Here is a 16758-nt window from a genome sequence, read left to right as displayed (position 1 = left end):
TGCCGGCGTCGGACCGCGTCTCAGGACTTCTTGCGGAACTTGGCGACCGCGAGCGGCGCCATCACCGCGGTGATCACCGTGGCCCAGCCGAGCGTCACCCACACCGAGTGGGCGACCGGACCGCCCATCATCAGACCGCGCGCCGCGTCCGCCAGATTGGACAGCGGGTTGTACTCGGTGAACGTCTGGAGCCAGCCGGGCATCGTCTGGGTCGGGGCGAAGATCGAGGAGCCGAACTGGAGCGGCATCAGCACGATCATCCCCATTCCCTGAACCGCCTGGGCCGTCTTCAGGGTCAGCCCGAGCAGGATGAAGATCCACATGATGGCGGCCCCGAACACGGCCGACAGTGCCATCGCCTCGATCAATCCGAGCACCGAGGTCTGGAGCTCCATGCCGAGCGCGAAGCCCATGCCCAGCAGGATCAGGGTGGCGACCATCATCCGGCCGAGCTCGACCACGATCTTCGCGATGAGGACCGAGGAGCGGGCGATCGGCATCGTACGGAACCGGTCCATGACCCCCTTGCGGAAGTCGTCGTTGACGCCGGTGCCGACCGCCATGGCGATGTTCATGCCCATCATCGCCATCAGACCCGGGATCAGATAGTTCAGATATTCCTGCCGGCCGCCGCCCATACTGCCGCCGACCGAGCCGCCGAACACGTACACGAACAGCAGCGTGAAGACGATCGGCATCAGGAGCGCGTCGAACATCGACTCCGGATCCTTCTTGATCTGGAGCAGATTGCGGCGCGTCAGGGCACCGATGTGGCGCAGATTGCCGCGCAGCCCGATCCGGCCCTCGTCGCGGAGTGCCTGCACCGGTGCGGGCTCGGTGGGGGTGGGCGTCAGAGTCGCCGTGCTCATGCCGCGACCTCCTCGGGGATCGTGTCGGTGGCGGAAGTGCTCTTCTCGCCGGTGATGGCCAGGAACACTTCGTCCAGGCTGGGCAGTGCGGTGGCGACGTGCGCCAGCGAGAAGCCCCGGGTGCCGAGCAGGCCGATGACGGCGGTCAGCTGCTCGTCGCTGAGGATCGGTACGTACAGCAGTCCCTCGTCCGGGACGGCCTGCGCGCCCGAGACCCCGTCCAGGCCCGCTTCCCGGATCGCCTGCGCCATCGCGGGCAGCTGCGCCGGGTCCGAGGGCCGGATCTGCAGGGTGCGGCCGCCGACCTTGGCCTTCAGCTCGTCGACCCCGCCGCGGGCGATGATCTTGCCCCTGTCGATGACGGTCAGCTCGTTGGCGAGCTGCTCGGCCTCTTCCATGTACTGGGTGGTGAGCAGCACGGTCGCCCCCTCCGCGACCATCCGCTGCACCTCGTCCCAGACCTCGTTGCGGGTGCGGGGGTCGAGCCCCGTCGTCGGTTCGTCCAGATACAGGACGGCCGGGCTGCCGATCATGGAGGCGGCCAGGTCGAGCCGGCGTCGCATGCCGCCGGAGTACTCCATCGCGGCCTTCCTGGCCGCGTCGGTGAGCGAGAACCGCTCCAGCAGCTCGTCGGCCCGGGACCGGGCGGCCCTGCGGGACAGATCGAGCAGCCGCCCGATCATGTAGAGGTTCTCCCAGCCGGAGAGCTTCTCGTCGACCGAGGCGTACTGCCCGGTCAGACCGATGGTGCGGCGCAGCTGGCGGGGCTGCTTCACCACGTCGTAGCCCGCCACGGTGGCGTGTCCGGCGTCGGGGACGATCAGGGTGGACAGGCAGCGTACGAGTGTGGTCTTGCCGGCGCCGTTGGGACCGAGCACACCGAGCACGGTGCCCTCGTGGACATCGAGGTCCACGCCGTCCAGAGCCTTGGTCGAGCCGTAGTGCTTGACCAGCCCCCGGACCTCGACGGCGTTCGAGCCGCTCCTGGGGTTCTTGTCGATTCGCGTCATGCCCACCATGGGACCAGGCGCCGCCGACACTCCACCGACAGCAGGCCGACAGCCCGCCGATGGGGGATGTCGGCGGGCTGTCGGTGGTGCGGGCAGTGGTCCGTGCGAGGGCCTGTCCGGCTGATCAGGCCCTGCTGGGATCAGTGGTCAGTGGAAGGTGTGCTCGGCGGCCGGGAAGCCGCCGCCCACGACCTCCTGCGCGAACTCCTTCGCCGCGTCGCCCAGCACCTTGCGCAGGTTCGCGTACTGCTTGGTGAAGCGCGGCACCTTGCCGCCGGTCAGCCCGACCATGTCGGTGTAGACCAGCACCTGGGCATCGGTGCCGGGACCGGCGCCGATGCCGACGGTCGGGATGTGCAGGGTGCGGGTGACCTCGGCGGCCAGCTCGGCCGGTACGAGCTCCAGGACCACGGCGAAGGCGCCCGCGTCCTGTACCGCCTTGGCGTCGCGCAGCATCTGCTGGGCCGCCTCCTCGCCGCGGCCCTGTACCCGGTAGCCCATCGCGTTGACGGACTGCGGGGTCAGGCCGATGTGGGCCATGACCGGGATACCGGCGTCGACCAGCAGCCGGATCTGCTCGTGGCTGCGCTCACCGCCCTCCAGCTTGACCGCACCGACGCCGGACTCCTTGATCAGCCGGGTGGCGTTGCGCAGGGCCTGGACGGGCCCTTCCTGGTACGCCCCGAAGGGCAGGTCGGCGACGATCAGGGCGCGCCGGGTGCCCCGGACGACAGCGGCGGAGAGGATCGCGATCTCGTCCATCGTGACGGGCACGGTGGTTTCGTAACCGAGGTGACAGTTGCCCATGGAGTCGCCGACGAGCATGACCGGGATGCCGGCCTCGTCGAAGACGGACGCGGTCATCGCGTCGTAGGCGGTGAGCATGGGCCACTTCTCGCCGCGCTCGGTGGCGGCGGCGATGTCATGGATGGAGATACGGCGGGTGCTCTTGCCTCCGTACAGCGCCTTGCTGCTGTCGGTGGGGGCACCCGCGGGGGGTGCGGCGGACTTGTTCTGCGCAGCCTGCAGCGACATGTGCCAACGGCTCCTTCGTCATCTCGAGGCGCCCTGTCGGCGTCCCCGGACCGGTTCCATGGTGGCATCCCGTGCCGGTCCACGGGAAGTGGGCCGTGGATTCACGTGCGGGTACAGGCGCAGACGCAGAACCGGAACCATTCGGTCCGGCAGGGTCCGGAACCGCGAAGCGGCCGACCGCGCAGCGCGGCGGCCGAACGGGCGATCCTGGACGCCGTGGCCGGACTTCTGGAGGCCGGTGAGCCCCTTGCCGGCCTGTCCATCGAGCGGATCGCCCGGACCGCGGGCGTCGGCAAGGCGACCATCTACCGGCGGTGGAGCGGCAAGGAGGAGCTCTTCGTCGACGTCCTGCGCGCCATCGAACCCCCGGAACCATCCACCGGCCCGAAGCAGTGCTGCCCGAGGACCTCGCCCACCGCATCGTCCAGGCCCTGACGGAGGGCCTCGCCCCCCGGCCCGCCCCCGGCGACCGGCTCCTGCCCGCCGACGGCGGCTGATCCGCCCGGACCCGCCCGAGTGTGATCGTTCTGTCACAAGCCCCCGTGGGCCCCGTCCGGCAGGAACTCGCCGGGCCCCGCCCTTCGTCCTCGTGGCAGTACAGTCGCCGTGGACGGCGGGAAACGCGCCGTCCATCGCCTAGGGTCGAGGGCGCGGCGACACGCAAGGCAAGGCAGTGAGGACAGCGCGATGGTGCAGGGGTACGGAGCGGACACCGGGAACGACCGTGCGGAGCCGCGGCCCACCGGAACCGGATCCCGCTTCCGGGACCTGCTCGACAGATGGCGCCATGACAAGGGCATCTGGCGGCGCGGCATCGTCCTCGCCGTCTGCGCGGTCCTTCTCACCCTCGCGATGGCCCTGCACGCGGACATCCCGAACACCATCGGCAACCTGGGCAGCCTCACCGAGACGTTCCTGCCGTGGATCGGCGTGTTCATCCCGCTGCTGCTGATCCTGGGCCTGGTGCGCCGCTCGGCGACCGCGCTGATCGCCCTGCTGCTGCCGGTCGTGGTCTGGCTCAACCTCTTCGGCGGACTCCTGCTCAACGACAAGTCCGGCAGCGGCGGCGGGCTCACAGTGGCCACCCACAACGTCAACGCCGACAACCCCGACCCCGCGGGCACCGCCCGGAAGATCGCCGACTCCGGCGCCGACGTCATCGCCCTGGAGGAGCTGCCGAGCGGCCGGGTGCCGGCGTACAAGAAGGCGCTCGCCGACCGCTTCCCGTACCACTCGGTGCAGGGGACCGTCGGCCTGTGGAGCAAGTACCCGATGAGCGACACCCGGCCGGTCGACATCAAGATGGGCTGGACCCGGGCGATGCGTTCCACGGTGAAGACGCCCCGGGGCGAGGTCGCCGTCTACGTGGCCCACCTGCCGTCCGTACGGGTCAAGCTGCACGCCGGATTCACCGCCAACCAGCGCGACGAGAGCGCGGATGCCCTGGGCGAGGCCATCGCCGACGAACGGCTCGGCAAGGTGATCCTGCTCGGTGACCTCAACGGCACGATGAACGACCGCGCGCTCCAGGCGGTCTCCTCGCAGATGCGGTCCACCCAGGGCGCGGCCGGCGACGGCTTCGGCTTCAGCTGGCCGTCCTCGTTCCCGATGGCGCGGATCGACCAGATCCTGGTGAAGGGCGTCGAACCGATGTCGTCGTGGACGCTCCCGGCGACGGACAGCGACCACCTTCCGATCGCCGCGCGCGTGGAACTCTGACGGAACGGTCCGTTCACCCGCGGGAGCAAACCGTCTGAGAGGGTTTGCTCCGAACAGGAACCAAGGGTGTCCGGCGACCGGGGGAGGAGCGGCCGCCGGACGGCCCGGTGGCCGCTCGCTCAGACCGACTCGCGCCACCGATTGGTGATCGGCAGCCGCCGGTCCTTGCCGAAGCCCTTCGGGGAGATCTTCGTGCCCGGCGGGTACTGCCGCCGCTTGTACTCCGCCGTGTCCACCATCCGCAGCGTCTTCGCCACCAGCGCGGCGTCGAACCCGGCCGCGACGATCTCGTCCAGACCCTGGTCCCGGTCGACGTACAGCTCCAGGATCCGGTCCAGTACGTCGTAGTCGGGCAGCGAGTCCGTGTCGACCTGTCCCGGGCGCAGCTCGGCGCTGGGCGGCTTGGTGATGGACGCCTCCGGGATCGGCGGAGTCTGCCCGCGCTCCTCGGCGGCGCGGTTGCGCCACTTGGCGAGGCGGAAGACCGACGTCTTGTAGACGTCCTTGATCGGCCCGTACGCCCCGACCGAGTCGCCGTACAGCGTCGAGTAGCCGACCGCCAGCTCGGACTTGTTGCCCGGTGCGAGGACGATCTGGCCCTCCTGGTTGGAGACGGCCATCAGCATCGTGCCGCGCAGCCGCGACTGGAGGTTCTCCTCGGCGAGGCCGGTGAGCCCGAGCGAGCCCATGTACGCGTCGAACATCGGCTCGATCGGTACGGTGCGGAAAATCAGCCCGGTGCGGCGGGCCAGCTCGGCCGCGTCGTCCTTGGAGTGGTCGGAGGAGTACTTCGACGGCATCGAGATGCCGTACACGTTCTGCGCCCCCAGCGCGTCGCAGGCGATGGCGGCGACCAGCGCCGAGTCGATCCCGCCGGAGAGCCCGATCAGTACACTGCCGAACCCGTTCTTCGCGGCGTACGCACGCAGGCCCACGACCAGCGCCGAGTACAGCTCCTCGTCGTCGTCGAGCCGCTCCGCGTAACCTCCGGCCAGCTCCGGCTCGTACGCCGGGAGGGGCTCCTCGGAGAGCACCACGCGGTCGATCCGCAGCCCGTCGTTCACCACACCGGACGGCGCCTCGGCCGCGGCGGCCGGAAGGTCCAGATCGAGGACGACGCAGCCTTCGGCGAACTGCGGGGCGCGGGCGATCACTTCGCCGTTCCCGTCGACGACGATCGAGTCGCCGTCGAAGACCAGCTCGTCCTGACCGCCGATCATCGCCAGATACGCGGTGGTGCAGCCGGCCTCCTGGGCCCGCTTGCGGACCAGTTCCAGCCGGGTGTCGTCCTTGTCCCGCTCGTACGGCGAGGCGTTGATCGACAGCAGCAGCCCGGCACCGGCGGCCCGTGCGGCGGGCACCCGGCCGCCGTCCTGCCAGAGGTCCTCGCAGATCGCGAGCGCCACATCGACGCCGTGGACCCGTACGACCGGCATCGAGTCGCCCGGCACGAAGTACCGGAACTCGTCGAAGACGCCGTAGTTGGGGAGGTGGTGCTTGGCGAAGGCCAGCGCGACCTGCCCCCGGTGCAGCACCGCGCCGGCGTTCTGCGGGGCGCCGGCGGGCTGGCCGTAACGCGGCTGGGCCGCATCGGAGCGGTCGAGGAAACCGACGACGACCGGCAGCTCCCCGAAGCCCTCCGCGTCGAGACGGGCAGCGAGCGCGCGCAGCGCCTGACGCGAGGCGTCGACGAAGGACGGCCGCAGGGCCAGGTCCTCGACGGGGTAGCCGGTCAGCACCATCTCGGGGAACGCCACCAGGTGGGCGCCCTGTTCGGCGGAGTGCCGGGTCCAGTGGACGATCGCCTCGGCGTTGCCGGAGAGATCACCGACGGTCGAGTCGATCTGATTCAGTGCGAGGCGTAGTTGAGGCACGCGCCCCAGTGTAATCGTCTGACTGACGCGATGTCCTGGCGGGCCGCCCGCCCGGCCGGCCGCCCGCCGGGAACCAGTCAGCGGCGGTAGCCGACGACCGTCATCATGCCCACGTCCGAGTGGTAGATGTTGTGGCAGTGGAGCATCCACAGCCCCGGGTTGTCCGCGTCGAACTCCACGGCCAGCGAGTTGTTCGGCCGGATGATCGCGGTGTCCTTGCGCGCCCAGGCGGCCTGGCCCCGCCGGGTGGCCCGGTGATCCGGCCCCGCCGGTCCCACGAGGCCGAACGAGTGTCCGTGCAGATGGATGGGGTGCCACATCTCCGTGACGTTGTAGAACTCCAGCCTGACCCGCTCACCCGCCTTGACCGCATGCCGCTGGCGGGGGTTGTACGGCTCGTGGTCGAAGGCCCAGTCGTACGCCGCCATGCTGCCGGTCATCCGGAACCGGATGGTCCGGTCCGGCTTGCGCACGGACAGTGCCACGGACTCGTCCGGCGCCAGCTCGTGCGCCTCCACCAGCCTTCCGTCCAGCTCCTTGGGCCGTACGGACGCGGTGGGTGCCGTGCCCTTCCCAGTACGGAGCAGGGCCAGTGCCGACGCCCGCTTGCCCTCGGCGAGCGCGGTCAGCGGGAACACTCCGTCCCCTGCGGTGACCATCACGTCGTACCGCTCGCCCATGCCCAGCACCAGGGCGTCCGTCGTGGTGTGCCGGACGGGATAGCCGTCGGTGTGGGTGATCGTCATCCGGTGGCCGCCGAGCGCGACACGGAAGGGGGTGTCCCCGCCCGCGTTGATGATGCGCAGGCGGATGCGGTCGCCGGGCCGGGCGGTGAAGGAGCTGGGGGACTTCGGGATGCGGCCGTTGATCAGGTAGTGCGGGTAGGCGACATTGCCCCCGTGGCTCTTGAGGAGTTCGCTGTAGGAATTCTTTGCGATCCGCGAGGGGCCGGAACGCCGCTTGGCGGCTTTGGGGTTCTTCGGGGACCCGCCGTGCCCGCCGTGCCCGCTGTTCCCCGAGTCGCCCTTGTGGTCCATCCCGTCGTGGCCCGAATCGCCGTGGTCCATGCCGCCCCTGCCATGGCTGAGCTCGTCGAGCACGCCGTCGGGCGTGGAGCCGTCCACCCCGTCGACCCAGTCGTCGAGGACGACGACCCACTCCTTGTCGTACTTGAGGGTCTCCTTCGGGTCCTCGACGATCAGTGGCGCGTACAGCCCGCGGTCCTGCTGGACGCCCGTGTGCGGGTGGAACCAGTACGTCCCGGGGTGCGGCACCTTGAAGCGGTACGCGAATTCCGCTCCCGGCCGGATGGGCTTCTGGGTCAGGACGGGTACGCCGTCCATGTCATTGCGCACGTTGAGGCCGTGCCAGTGCAGGGTGGTCGCCGCCGGAAGGTGATTGGCGAGTTTGAGCGCGACGATGTCGCCCACCGAGACCCGCAGCTCCTGTCCGGGCAGCCGGGCGTCGTAGGCCCAGGAGCCGACGACCAGGCCGCCGCCCAGATCGAGCCGGGACGGGGTGGCGGTGAGGTCGATCTTCCGTACGGGGCCGGAGGGCCGCCGGGCCTCGGCCGCGGCGACCTCCTCCCCGTCCGGGGAGACGTACTCGCCCTTGGACCCTCCGCGGGGAGAGGTCCCGTGGCCCGCGCTGCCGGACGTCGTACCGCTGCGGCCCGTGCCGGATTCGCCGGAGCACGAGGCCAGAGCCGCCGCACCGGCGGTGGCGACGGCGGCGCCGAGCACGGCACGTCGAGTAGGTGGAGTGCGCATGACGGAGAGCACCTCGGGGTGTTGTCGGGTATTTCGGTCTGCTGGGGGAGGGGGAGGCGCCCCTCCTATATCCGCAGCACCGACAACGGGGCGCGACGGTTCCGGCCCGGCCGCGGAGCCGGCCACGGCACCGGGAAGAGACGCGCCCCGCCACCCCCGAGGAGGTGAACGATCCCGATGAGCAGCGCGACGAACAGAGACAACTGTCCCAACTGTCCGTATGTCGCGTATCTACTCAGAGTCATGCCGAGCACCCTACCCGCGCTGGGTGCGGGGCGCGCGCGGAAACGTATCGCCCCAGCTCTCCGGGGCTGTTCGGGAGATCTGCGGGACTCTCTCCCGGGGACCTCGGGCGCACCGCACGGGCAGCCCGGTACCCCTCGTGTGCAAGGGATACCAGGCCATTGATCCGGGTGGTCGCGAGCCGGTCAGCCGCTGGGGGACCGGTCAGCCGCTGGGGGAGTAGACCTTCTCCACCCAGTGGGCGATCTGCTCGTCGGTGAGGTGCTGCGCCAGATCGGCCTCGCTGATCATGCCGATCAGCTTCTTGTTCTCGACCACCGGAAGCCGGCGGATCCGATGGGTCTGCATCTCCTCCAGAACCATCTCCACGTTCGCCTCCGAGTCGATCCAGCGAGGGGTGCCGTGGGCGAGGTCGCCCGCGGTCATCTTCGACGGATCGTGTCCCATCGCCACGCAGCCGATCACGATGTCGCGGTCCGTGAGGATGCCGATCATCCGGTCCTGTGCGCCGCGGGCCGAGATGGGCAGCGCGCCCACCTTGTGGTCGCGCATCAGCTGCGCGGCGCGGTCGAGCGTCTCGTGCGCGGGGATCCAGGTGGCCCCGGTGTGCATGATGTCCTTGGCGGTGGTCATGAGGGATTCCTCCTGCGTGCCGGTGGGCATGCTGTTCGGCCCCGAGCGAACCCATCGTCATGGGCCCGTTCGGAGCACGCGACCGCTGTCACCCGTTCGGGTGCAGATGCGGGCCGGCGGGAATCTCTCAGGACCGGGGCTTCGCCCCTCGTGCCGCCAGCATGCCGGCCATCATGTCCAGCTCGGACTGCTGGGCCTCGGCCATCCCCCCGGCGAGGCGCTTCTCCGCCTTCACCGTGCACAGCCGGGCGCAGCCCCGGGCCATGTCGATGCCGCCCCGGTGGTGGTCGGTCATCAGCTGGAGGTACAGGACCTCGGCCGCTCTGCCGCTCGCCCCGCGGAGCCGGTCCAGTTCGGTCCTGGTGGCCATGCCGGGCATCAGGGAGCCGTCATGGGCCCGGTATCCGGACCCCGCCCCCGTCCCGTCCATGCCCGCCATGCCGTCCATGGTGTGTCCCCCGTGCCCTCCCGTCATCCAGGCCATCGGCTCCTGCCCGGCGGCGGCCTTCGGCAGCTCCCACAGGTCCAGCCAGCCGAGCATCATGCCCCGCTGGTTGGCCTGCGTATTGGCGATGTCGTACGCGAGGCGGCGCACCTCCTCGTCCCGCGTACGGTCACGCACGATGAAGGACATCTCCACGGCCTGCTGATGGTGGACCGCCATGTCGCGGGCGAAACCGGCGTCCGCGGAGTCCACCGCGGGCGTGCGCGGGGAGGGAGCGGTGACGCGATCGTCGCCGTCGCCCCGCGCGGAGGCGACCGTCGCCACCCCCGCGAGGAGCAGCGCGAGCACGACGGCGGAGCCCGCCGCCCACTCGACCCGCCGGCCACGCCCTACCGCGGTCATCGGGCCCCCAGCCCGCCCGTGCAGGGCGCACCGGGCTCGGGCGTCTGCGCCCCCTGCACGAACTTGCTGAAGAACTGGTCGACCCGCGGGTCCTCGGCGCCGTCCACCGTCACCTGATTGCCCCAGGCACTCAGCATGATCGTCCCGGCCTGGCCCTCGTACGGGCTCATCAGCGAGTACGGCGTCCTGCCGACCCGCTCGGCGAGCTTCGCCACATCGGCGTCCGAGGCCTTGTCCGTGTACGTGACCCATACCGATCCGTGCTCCAGCGAGTGCACGGCGTTCACGTCGGGGATCGCCTTCTCGTACACCTCGCCCTCGCAGTTCATCCACACGGGGTTGTGGTCACCGCCGACCGGAGGTTTCATCGGGTACGTGACCGGCGTGGTGACGTGGTTGCGGGTCAGCTTCTTCGCGTCCCACGTCTTCAGCCCCTCGATCGGCCCGACGGCCGGCGTCTTCCGGTCCGCCCCGGGCGCCTTGGCGTCGTCCGCCCGGGCATCGGGCTTCTTCGCCGACGCCTCGGACTTGTCCAGCACCAGGTACGAGCCGAAACCGACCAGACCCGCGACGACGAGGACGCTCAGGCTTATGGCCAGGACACGGTTGCGGCGCTCACGCGAGCGGTCGGTGTTGCGCATCTGCTCCATGCGGGTCCTGCGGTCCAAGCTCATGTCGTCAGGTCCTTCTGCGAAGAGGAGGGAAGGGACAAGAAGCGGTCGGGAACAGGTGCTCACGGGGCCGTCGCGAAGCCGCTCCACCCCTTGCGCGCCATGGGCGCAGATCGTAGTGGGTGGCAGGGTGCTCCCTCTCACGTCGTGTGCGTAATCTGGGTGAAATCCCGGGTCGTGATACTGGAGCATCTTCCCTACCCCGGGCGGTGGTGCACGGACCGTCTGAACTGCAAGGATGTGGCTATGGACAAGCAGCAGGAATTCGTCCTCAGGACGCTTGAGGAGCGAGACATCCGCTTCGTACGGCTGTGGTTCACCGATGTCCTCGGCTACCTCAAATCCGTTGCTGTCGCCCCCGCCGAGCTGGAACAGGCTTTTGACGAAGGCATCGGCTTCGACGGTTCGGCCATCGAGGGCTTCGCCCGGGTGTACGAGTCCGACATGATCGCCAAACCGGACCCGGGCACGTTCCAGATCCTGCCGTGGCGCGCGGAGGCCCCGGGCACGGCCCGGATGTTCTGCGACATCCTGATGCCCGACGGCTCGCCGTCCTTCGCCGACCCCCGCTATGTCCTCAAGCGCATCCTCGCCAAGACCTCGGACCTGGGCTTCACCTTCTACACCCACCCGGAGATCGAGTTCTTCCTGCTGAAGGACAAGCCGGTCGACGGCAGCCGCCCCACCCCCGCCGACAGCTCGGGCTACTTCGACCACACCCCGCAGAACGTCGGCATGGACTTCCGCCGCCAGGCGATCACCATGCTCGAATCCATGGGCATCTCGGTCGAGTTCAGCCACCACGAGGGCGCCCCCGGCCAGCAGGAGATCGACCTGCGGTACGCCGACGCGCTCTCCACCGCCGACAACATCATGACCTTCCGCCTGGTGATGAAGCAGGTGGCACTGGAGCAGGGCGTGCAGGCGACGTTCATGCCGAAGCCGTTCTCCGAGTACCCCGGCTCGGGCATGCACACCCACCTCTCCCTCTTCGAGGGCGACCGCAACGCCTTCTACGAGTCGGGCGCCGAGTACCAGCTGTCCAAGGTCGGCCGCTCCTTCATCGCCGGTCTGCTCACCCACGCCGCGGAGATCTCCGCCGTGACCAACCAGTGGGTCAATTCCTACAAGCGCATCTGGGGCGGCTCGTCCCGCGCCGCGGGCGCCGGCGGCGAGGCCCCCTCGTACATCTGCTGGGGTCACAACAACCGCTCCGCGCTCATCCGCGTCCCCATGTACAAGCCCGGCAAGACCGGCTCCGCCCGGGTCGAGGTCCGCTCCATCGACTCCGGCGCCAACCCCTACCTGACGTACGCGGTGCTGCTGGCCGCGGGCCTCAAGGGCATAGAGGAGGGCTACGAACTCCCGGCCGGCGCCGACGACGACGTCTGGGCCCTGTCCGATGCGGAACGCCGCGCCATGGGCATCGAGCCGCTGCCCCAGAACCTGGGCGAGGCGATCTCGCTGATGGAGAAGAGCGAGCTGGTCGCCGAGACGCTCGGTGAGCACGTCTTCGACTTCTTCCTGCGCAACAAGAAGCAGGAGTGGGAGGAGTACCGCAGCGAGGTCACCGCCTTCGAGCTGAAGAACCTGCTGCCGGTGCTGTAGGCGCAGGTCAGCCGCTCAGGAAGCAGTGCGCGTCGTGGAACGGCAACCGGGGCCGACGGTCGGGGAGCGCCATGTCCCGGTTCGTCTGCCCGAACGGCCGGTCCTCAGCCCGCGGTCCTGGTTCCGATGAGCGGTGCGTCCCGCGCGAACTCCCGGAACCCGACGCTGTAGTACAGCTCGCGCGCCCGGGGATGAGCCGCACGTCCGCAGCGGTCACCCGCTCGAAGGCCGCCATGGCGCGCCACTGTGCCAGGCCCCGCGAAGCCGTCGAACCGTTTTCCGGGGCCGCCGATCGCGGCAGCCAGCAGCGGCCCGTAACGCGGAGCCGTGTGCTCCGTCAGTCGAACCGGTGGCCCATCTCGTCCAGGATCTCGTCGATCACCTCGGAGGGCTCCCGGGCCAGGTCCTCCTCGATCCACATCCGCATGGCGATCCGCAGCGAGGACAGGAACGCCGCGGCCAGGACGAGCGGGCGGACCGGGTTCTCCCGCGGGCCCCGACGGGTCGCCACCGCCTCGGCCAGGTCCCGTTCCAGGGCGGCGTGGTTGGCGAGTTGGCGGGCGAGCAGCGAGGGGTGACGCATCGCCAGCCTGGTGCGCAGGGCCCACTCCCGCTCCGGGGGTGCGACGCGCTCGGTGAACTGCGACATCGACGCCCGCAGCGCCTCCCACGCGGTCTCCTCGGCGGGCCGGTCGCGCAGGGTGCGGACGAGTTCCCTGATCTGCCGCTCCTCCCCGTACAGGAGGGCGTCCTCCTTGCCCGTGAAGTAGTTGGAGAACGTTCTGCGGGAGATCCCCGCCGCGTCCGCGACGGCCTCCACCGTGACGTGGTCGAAGCCGTGCTCGACGGTCAGCCGCAGGGTGGCCTCGTGCACGGCCTGCCTGGTGGCTTCCTTCTTGCGTTCCCGCAGTCCCACAGAGCTCTCCATGGGTTCATTATCTCCGCGCCGAGCATAGTTGCCCAGTGAGCAAAATTGCCCATTGGGCATGTATGGTGAAGCCTCTCCTGCCCATGTCCGAACCCTCCGGAGGTTGCGTGTGAGCGCACGAACGGCCGCGCCGACCGAAGTCGCGCCGATGGACCACCGCCATGTGCTGCGGGCACTGAGCGGGCTGCTGATCGTGCTGTTCGTGGCGATGATCAGCAGCACCGTGGTCTCGGTGGCACTGCCGAAGATCATCGGCTCACTGAACGGCACCCAGTCGCAGTACACCTGGGTCGTCACCGCGTCCCTGCTGGCGTCCACGGCCTCCACCCCGATCTGGGGCAAGCTCGCCGACCTCTTCAGCAAGAAGCTGCTGCTCCAGATATCCATCGGCATCTTCGTCGTCTCGTCGATCGCCTGCGGATTCGCCCAGTCAACCGGGCAGCTGATCACCTTCCGCGCCCTGCAGGGCCTCGGCATGGGCGCTCTGCAGGTGCTCGTCCAGGTCATCATCGCGGCGATGATCAGCCCCAAGGAGCGCGGCCGCTACAACGGGTACCTGGGCGGTGTCATGGCCGTCGCCACCGTCGGCGGGCCGTTGCTGGGCGGCTTCATCACCGACACGTCGTGGCTCGGCTGGCGCTGGTGCTTCTTCATCGCCGTCCCGTTCACGCTGATCGCCCTCGTGATGCTCACCCGCACCCTGCACCTCACCGAGATCCGCCGTCCGGAGACGAAGGTCGACTACCTGGGCGCCTCGCTGATCGCCGCCGGCGTCAGCCTGCTGCTGCTCTGGGTCACCTTCGTCGGCAACGACTTCGACTGGCTGTCCTGGCAGACCCTCGTCATGGTCGCCGCCAGCGCCCTGATCCTGATCGCCGCCGTCGTGGTGGAGAACCGGGTCGACGAGCCGGTCGTCCCGCTCCATGTCGTACGACGCCGCGATCCCGCACTCGCCATCGTCGCGAGTCTCGCGGTCGGTATGGCGATGTTCGGCGGCGCGGTCTTCCTCGGCCAGTACTTCCAGATCGGCCGCGGCTACTCGCCGACCGAGGCAGGACTCCTCACCATCCCGCTGATGTTCGGCGTGCTGGTCTCCTCCACCGTCGCCGGACGCCTGGTCTCCAGGACCGGCAAGGTCAAGCCGTACATCATCACCGGTGTCGTCGTCCTCACCCTGGGCTTCCTGGGCCTGTCCACCATCGACCACGAGACCTCGCTGGTCCTCGTCTCGGTCGGCATGCTCGCGGTCGGTGTCGGCGTCGGCATGTCGATGCAGAACCTCGTCCTCGTCCTCCAGAACACCGTCCCGCTCGGTGAACTCGGCGCGGCCAGCGGCGCGATCACCTTCTTCCGTTCGCTCGGCGGCACGATCGGGGTCTCCGTCCTCGGGGCGGTGCTCGCCAACCAGGTCGCCACGAAGATCACCCACGGCCTGGCGAAGCTCGGCGTCGACCCCGCGGCCTCGTCCTCGGGCGGCGCCACCCTGAACATGGACGCGATGCCGCCCCCGATCCAGGAAGTGGTGCGTGCCGCGTACGGCGACGCGACCGGCACCATCTTCCTGATCTCGGCCGCGATCGCGTTGATCGGTGTGATCGCCGCCCTGTTCCTGACGCCGACGAAGCTGCGCGACAGCGTGGATCTGTAGCAGGCCCTGCCGTCCGTACGTCTGCCCCGGCTGCGGCGGGGGTCGTACGGGCGGCGGGCAGGGGGGAGCGAACAACGGAAGCGGGCCGGACGGGTCCTCCCGGCCGGAGCACCGCCGGACGCCGCGACTGAGGTAGTGTGACCCGTCCCCACACGGGACCGACCAAGGAGGTGAGACCCATTACCGCTGTATCAGGCTGGGTGCTCACTCCGCACGATCGCGTGGTCGACCCGACATAATCGACCGCGGAGCGCCCATCGGCTTTCCCGAAAGGCTCCGCTTCATGTCGGTTTCCGCCTCACCGCTCGTCGTCTCCTCCATCGTCACCACACTCCGCGCCGCCGGCTGCGTATTCGCCGAGGACGAGGCGGAGCTGATTCTCTCCACGGCCGCGGACCCCGCCGAGCTCGCCGCCATGGTCGAACGGCGGGCCGCCGGCCTGCCCCTGGAACACGTCCTCGGCTGGGCCGAGTTCAACGGTCTCCGGATCGCCGTGGACCCCGGCGTGTTCGTACCCCGTCGCCGCACCGAGTTCCTGGTCCGGCAGGCCGCCGCCCTCGCCGGGCCCGGCGCGGTCGTCGTCGACCTCTGCTGCGGATCGGGCGCCCTCGGCGCCGCGCTCGCCGCGACACTGAACCGGACCGAACTGCACGCCGCCGACGTCGAACCCGCGGCCGTGCGGTGTGCCCGCCGCAACATCGCCGATGCGGGCCGGGTGTACGAGGGCGACCTCTTCGAGCCGCTGCCCGGCTCGTTGCGCGGCCGGGTGGAGATTCTGCTCGCCAATGTGCCGTACGTACCGACGCAGGACGTCGAACTGCTGCCCGCGGAGGCCCGCATCCACGAACCGCGCGTCGCACTCGACGGCGGCACGGACGGTCTCGACGTGCTGCGGCGGGTCACCGCCGAGGCCCCGCGGTGGCTGGCACCGGGCGGCCATCTGCTGGTCGAGACGAGCGAACGGCAGGCGGCCCGGGCCGAGGAGACCATCGCCCGCAGCGGCCTGATCCCGCGCGTCGTCACCTCCGACGAGCTGTACGCGACCGTCGTCGTCGCGACCCGGCCCGGCGCCGCCACCCCTGACGGCCCGTGAACCGGGCCCCGCCGACGGGAGCCCGGCCTTACTCCCAGGCGCTGCGCGGGCCGGGTGCCGTGGTGGACGGGGGCGGTCCGGTCGCACACCGGGACCGTGGCCGCGACGTGTCCGGCGCGGCCGGGCCCGGGGAGCGCAGCCGTACGGAGAGCCGGGCACGCGAGGCCCCGCCCGCTCAGAGGTCACCCGACAGGCTCTCAGCCGAACCGCCACCGCGTCTGGCTGAACACGGCGCCCTTGCCGAAGCCGAAGACCGTACGCGGTGACACCTCGAACACCAGCGCCACATGGCCCGTGTGCAGGAACGCGCCGTCCCGTACGTCGAAGTGCCACTCGGGGCCGTACTTCGACTCCCAGGCCGCGGCCAGCCGGTGCAGCCGTTCCTCGTCCGTCACCCGCTGCGCCCGGCCCTCGACCACCACGTCGAGCCCCTGCGACATCGTGTTGACGCCGGTCGTCAGCATCACCTCCGGGTTGGCGGCGAGATTCCGGGCCTTGCGTTCCGCCGCCCCGGTGCTGAAGTACAGCGCGCCCTCCGCCCACACCCCGATCAGCGGGGTGACATGTGGGCGGCCATCCGGACGGACCGTGCTCAGCCAGTAGATCTCCGCGGTCGTCAGCAGTTCCTCCGCCGCCGGCCACGGACCGGCCGTCGCGCTCTCGTGGCTGTAGCGGGCATCCAGCTCGGCGAAGGGTTCGAATCCGGACATGCGGGCCTCCCGGTCGGGTCCTCGAAGTGATCGTGTCTGTGAAGTGCTGACCGCGCGCCCGCTCCGGACTCATCGGTGCGAGGCTAATGTCGGAACGGCTG

The 16758-nt window shown here is 70.0% G+C and carries 15 protein-coding genes and 1 pseudogene; 5 read left to right on the top strand and 11 right to left on the bottom strand.

All coding sequences use genetic code 11. The annotated features are described in order from the left end of the window. Nucleotides 1-20 precede the first annotated feature (20 nt). The 3 genes from ACF08M_RS05185 to panB all read right to left on the bottom strand — a co-directional run bounded on the left by ACF08M_RS05185 (nucleotide 21) and on the right by panB (nucleotide 2914). Entirely contained in the window at nucleotides 21-869 is an 849-nt protein-coding gene (locus tag ACF08M_RS05185; protein ID WP_392183851.1) for an ABC transporter permease, read from the bottom strand. After that, the gene (locus tag ACF08M_RS05180) at nucleotides 866-1888 is read right to left on the bottom strand and encodes an ATP-binding cassette domain-containing protein (protein ID WP_392183850.1); all 1023 of its coding nucleotides are present in this window, start codon (nucleotides 1886-1888) and stop codon (nucleotides 866-868) included. Before ACF08M_RS05180 ends, ACF08M_RS05185 begins: the two co-directional genes overlap by 4 nt. A gap of 138 nt (nucleotides 1889-2026) precedes the next feature. Continuing rightward, nucleotides 2027-2914 (bottom strand): 3-methyl-2-oxobutanoate hydroxymethyltransferase, encoded by an 888-nt coding sequence (gene panB, locus ACF08M_RS05175; protein WP_392183849.1) that lies wholly within the window; start codon nucleotides 2912-2914, stop codon nucleotides 2027-2029. A gap of 99 nt (nucleotides 2915-3013) precedes the next feature. On the opposite strand from panB, the pseudogene ACF08M_RS05170 reads away from it, so the two are divergent. Continuing rightward, nucleotides 3014-3289, top strand: a pseudogene (locus ACF08M_RS05170) (TetR/AcrR family transcriptional regulator); the annotation flags it as partial. 312 nt (nucleotides 3290-3601) lie between these two features. Next, entirely contained in the window at nucleotides 3602-4633 is a 1032-nt protein-coding gene (locus tag ACF08M_RS05165; protein WP_392183848.1) for an endonuclease/exonuclease/phosphatase family protein, read from the top strand. A 119-nt stretch (nucleotides 4634-4752) separates the two neighbouring features. Here the strand turns inward: ACF08M_RS05165 and ACF08M_RS05160 are convergent, their stop codons facing one another. The 6 genes from ACF08M_RS05160 to ACF08M_RS05135 form a co-directional block, all read right to left on the bottom strand. After that, nucleotides 4753-6507, bottom strand: coding sequence for an NAD+ synthase (locus ACF08M_RS05160; protein ID WP_392183847.1), 1755 nt, complete (start codon nucleotides 6505-6507; stop codon nucleotides 4753-4755). Between the two features lie 77 nt (nucleotides 6508-6584). Continuing rightward, nucleotides 6585-8276, bottom strand: a complete 1692-nt coding sequence (locus tag ACF08M_RS05155) for a multicopper oxidase family protein (RefSeq protein WP_392183846.1) — start codon at nucleotides 8274-8276, stop codon at nucleotides 6585-6587. A 65-nt stretch (nucleotides 8277-8341) separates the two neighbouring features. After that, nucleotides 8342-8521 (bottom strand): hypothetical protein, encoded by a 180-nt coding sequence (locus ACF08M_RS05150; RefSeq protein ID WP_392183845.1) that lies wholly within the window; start codon nucleotides 8519-8521, stop codon nucleotides 8342-8344. 202 nt (nucleotides 8522-8723) lie between these two features. Further along, entirely contained in the window at nucleotides 8724-9152 is a 429-nt protein-coding gene (locus tag ACF08M_RS05145) for a CBS domain-containing protein (protein ID WP_392183844.1), read from the bottom strand. A gap of 127 nt (nucleotides 9153-9279) precedes the next feature. Continuing rightward, the gene (locus ACF08M_RS05140) at nucleotides 9280-9999 is read right to left on the bottom strand and encodes a DUF305 domain-containing protein (RefSeq protein WP_392183843.1); all 720 of its coding nucleotides are present in this window, start codon (nucleotides 9997-9999) and stop codon (nucleotides 9280-9282) included. Next, entirely contained in the window at nucleotides 9996-10673 is a 678-nt protein-coding gene (locus tag ACF08M_RS05135) for a DUF3105 domain-containing protein (protein WP_392183842.1), read from the bottom strand. The genes ACF08M_RS05140 and ACF08M_RS05135 overlap by 4 nt, the downstream gene beginning before the upstream one ends. Before the next feature lie 243 nt (nucleotides 10674-10916). On the opposite strand from ACF08M_RS05135, the gene glnA reads away from it, so the two are divergent. After that, nucleotides 10917-12278 carry a type I glutamate--ammonia ligase gene (glnA, locus tag ACF08M_RS05130; RefSeq protein ID WP_073735717.1) on the top strand — a complete coding sequence of 454 codons (1362 nt, stop codon included), beginning with the start codon at nucleotides 10917-10919 and terminating at the stop codon, nucleotides 12276-12278. Between the two features lie 337 nt (nucleotides 12279-12615). On the opposite strand, the gene ACF08M_RS05125 is transcribed toward glnA, so the two are convergent. Beyond that, complete coding sequence (locus tag ACF08M_RS05125; RefSeq protein ID WP_392183841.1) at nucleotides 12616-13206, bottom strand: TetR family transcriptional regulator; 591 nt, start codon at nucleotides 13204-13206, stop codon at nucleotides 12616-12618. A gap of 148 nt (nucleotides 13207-13354) precedes the next feature. On the opposite strand from ACF08M_RS05125, the gene ACF08M_RS05120 reads away from it, so the two are divergent. Together ACF08M_RS05120 and ACF08M_RS05115 are read left to right on the top strand one after the other, a co-directional pair. Beyond that, nucleotides 13355-14854, top strand: coding sequence for an MDR family MFS transporter (locus tag ACF08M_RS05120; RefSeq protein WP_392183984.1), 1500 nt, complete (start codon nucleotides 13355-13357; stop codon nucleotides 14852-14854). A gap of 283 nt (nucleotides 14855-15137) precedes the next feature. Continuing rightward, nucleotides 15138-15947 carry a putative protein N(5)-glutamine methyltransferase gene (locus ACF08M_RS05115; RefSeq protein WP_392183840.1) on the top strand — a complete coding sequence of 270 codons (810 nt, stop codon included), beginning with the start codon at nucleotides 15138-15140 and terminating at the stop codon, nucleotides 15945-15947. 197 nt (nucleotides 15948-16144) lie between these two features. Here ACF08M_RS05115 and ACF08M_RS05110 read toward each other — a convergent pair whose 3' ends face one another. Then, nucleotides 16145-16657, bottom strand: coding sequence for a pyridoxamine 5'-phosphate oxidase family protein (locus tag ACF08M_RS05110; RefSeq protein WP_392183839.1), 513 nt, complete (start codon nucleotides 16655-16657; stop codon nucleotides 16145-16147). Nucleotides 16658-16758: the final 101 nt, after the last annotated feature.

The organism is Streptomyces sp. NPDC015032, from assembly GCF_043080425.1.
Classification (GTDB): Bacteria; Actinomycetota; Actinomycetes; order Streptomycetales; family Streptomycetaceae; genus Streptomyces.
This window is presented reverse-complemented; position numbering and strand designations above follow the sequence as displayed.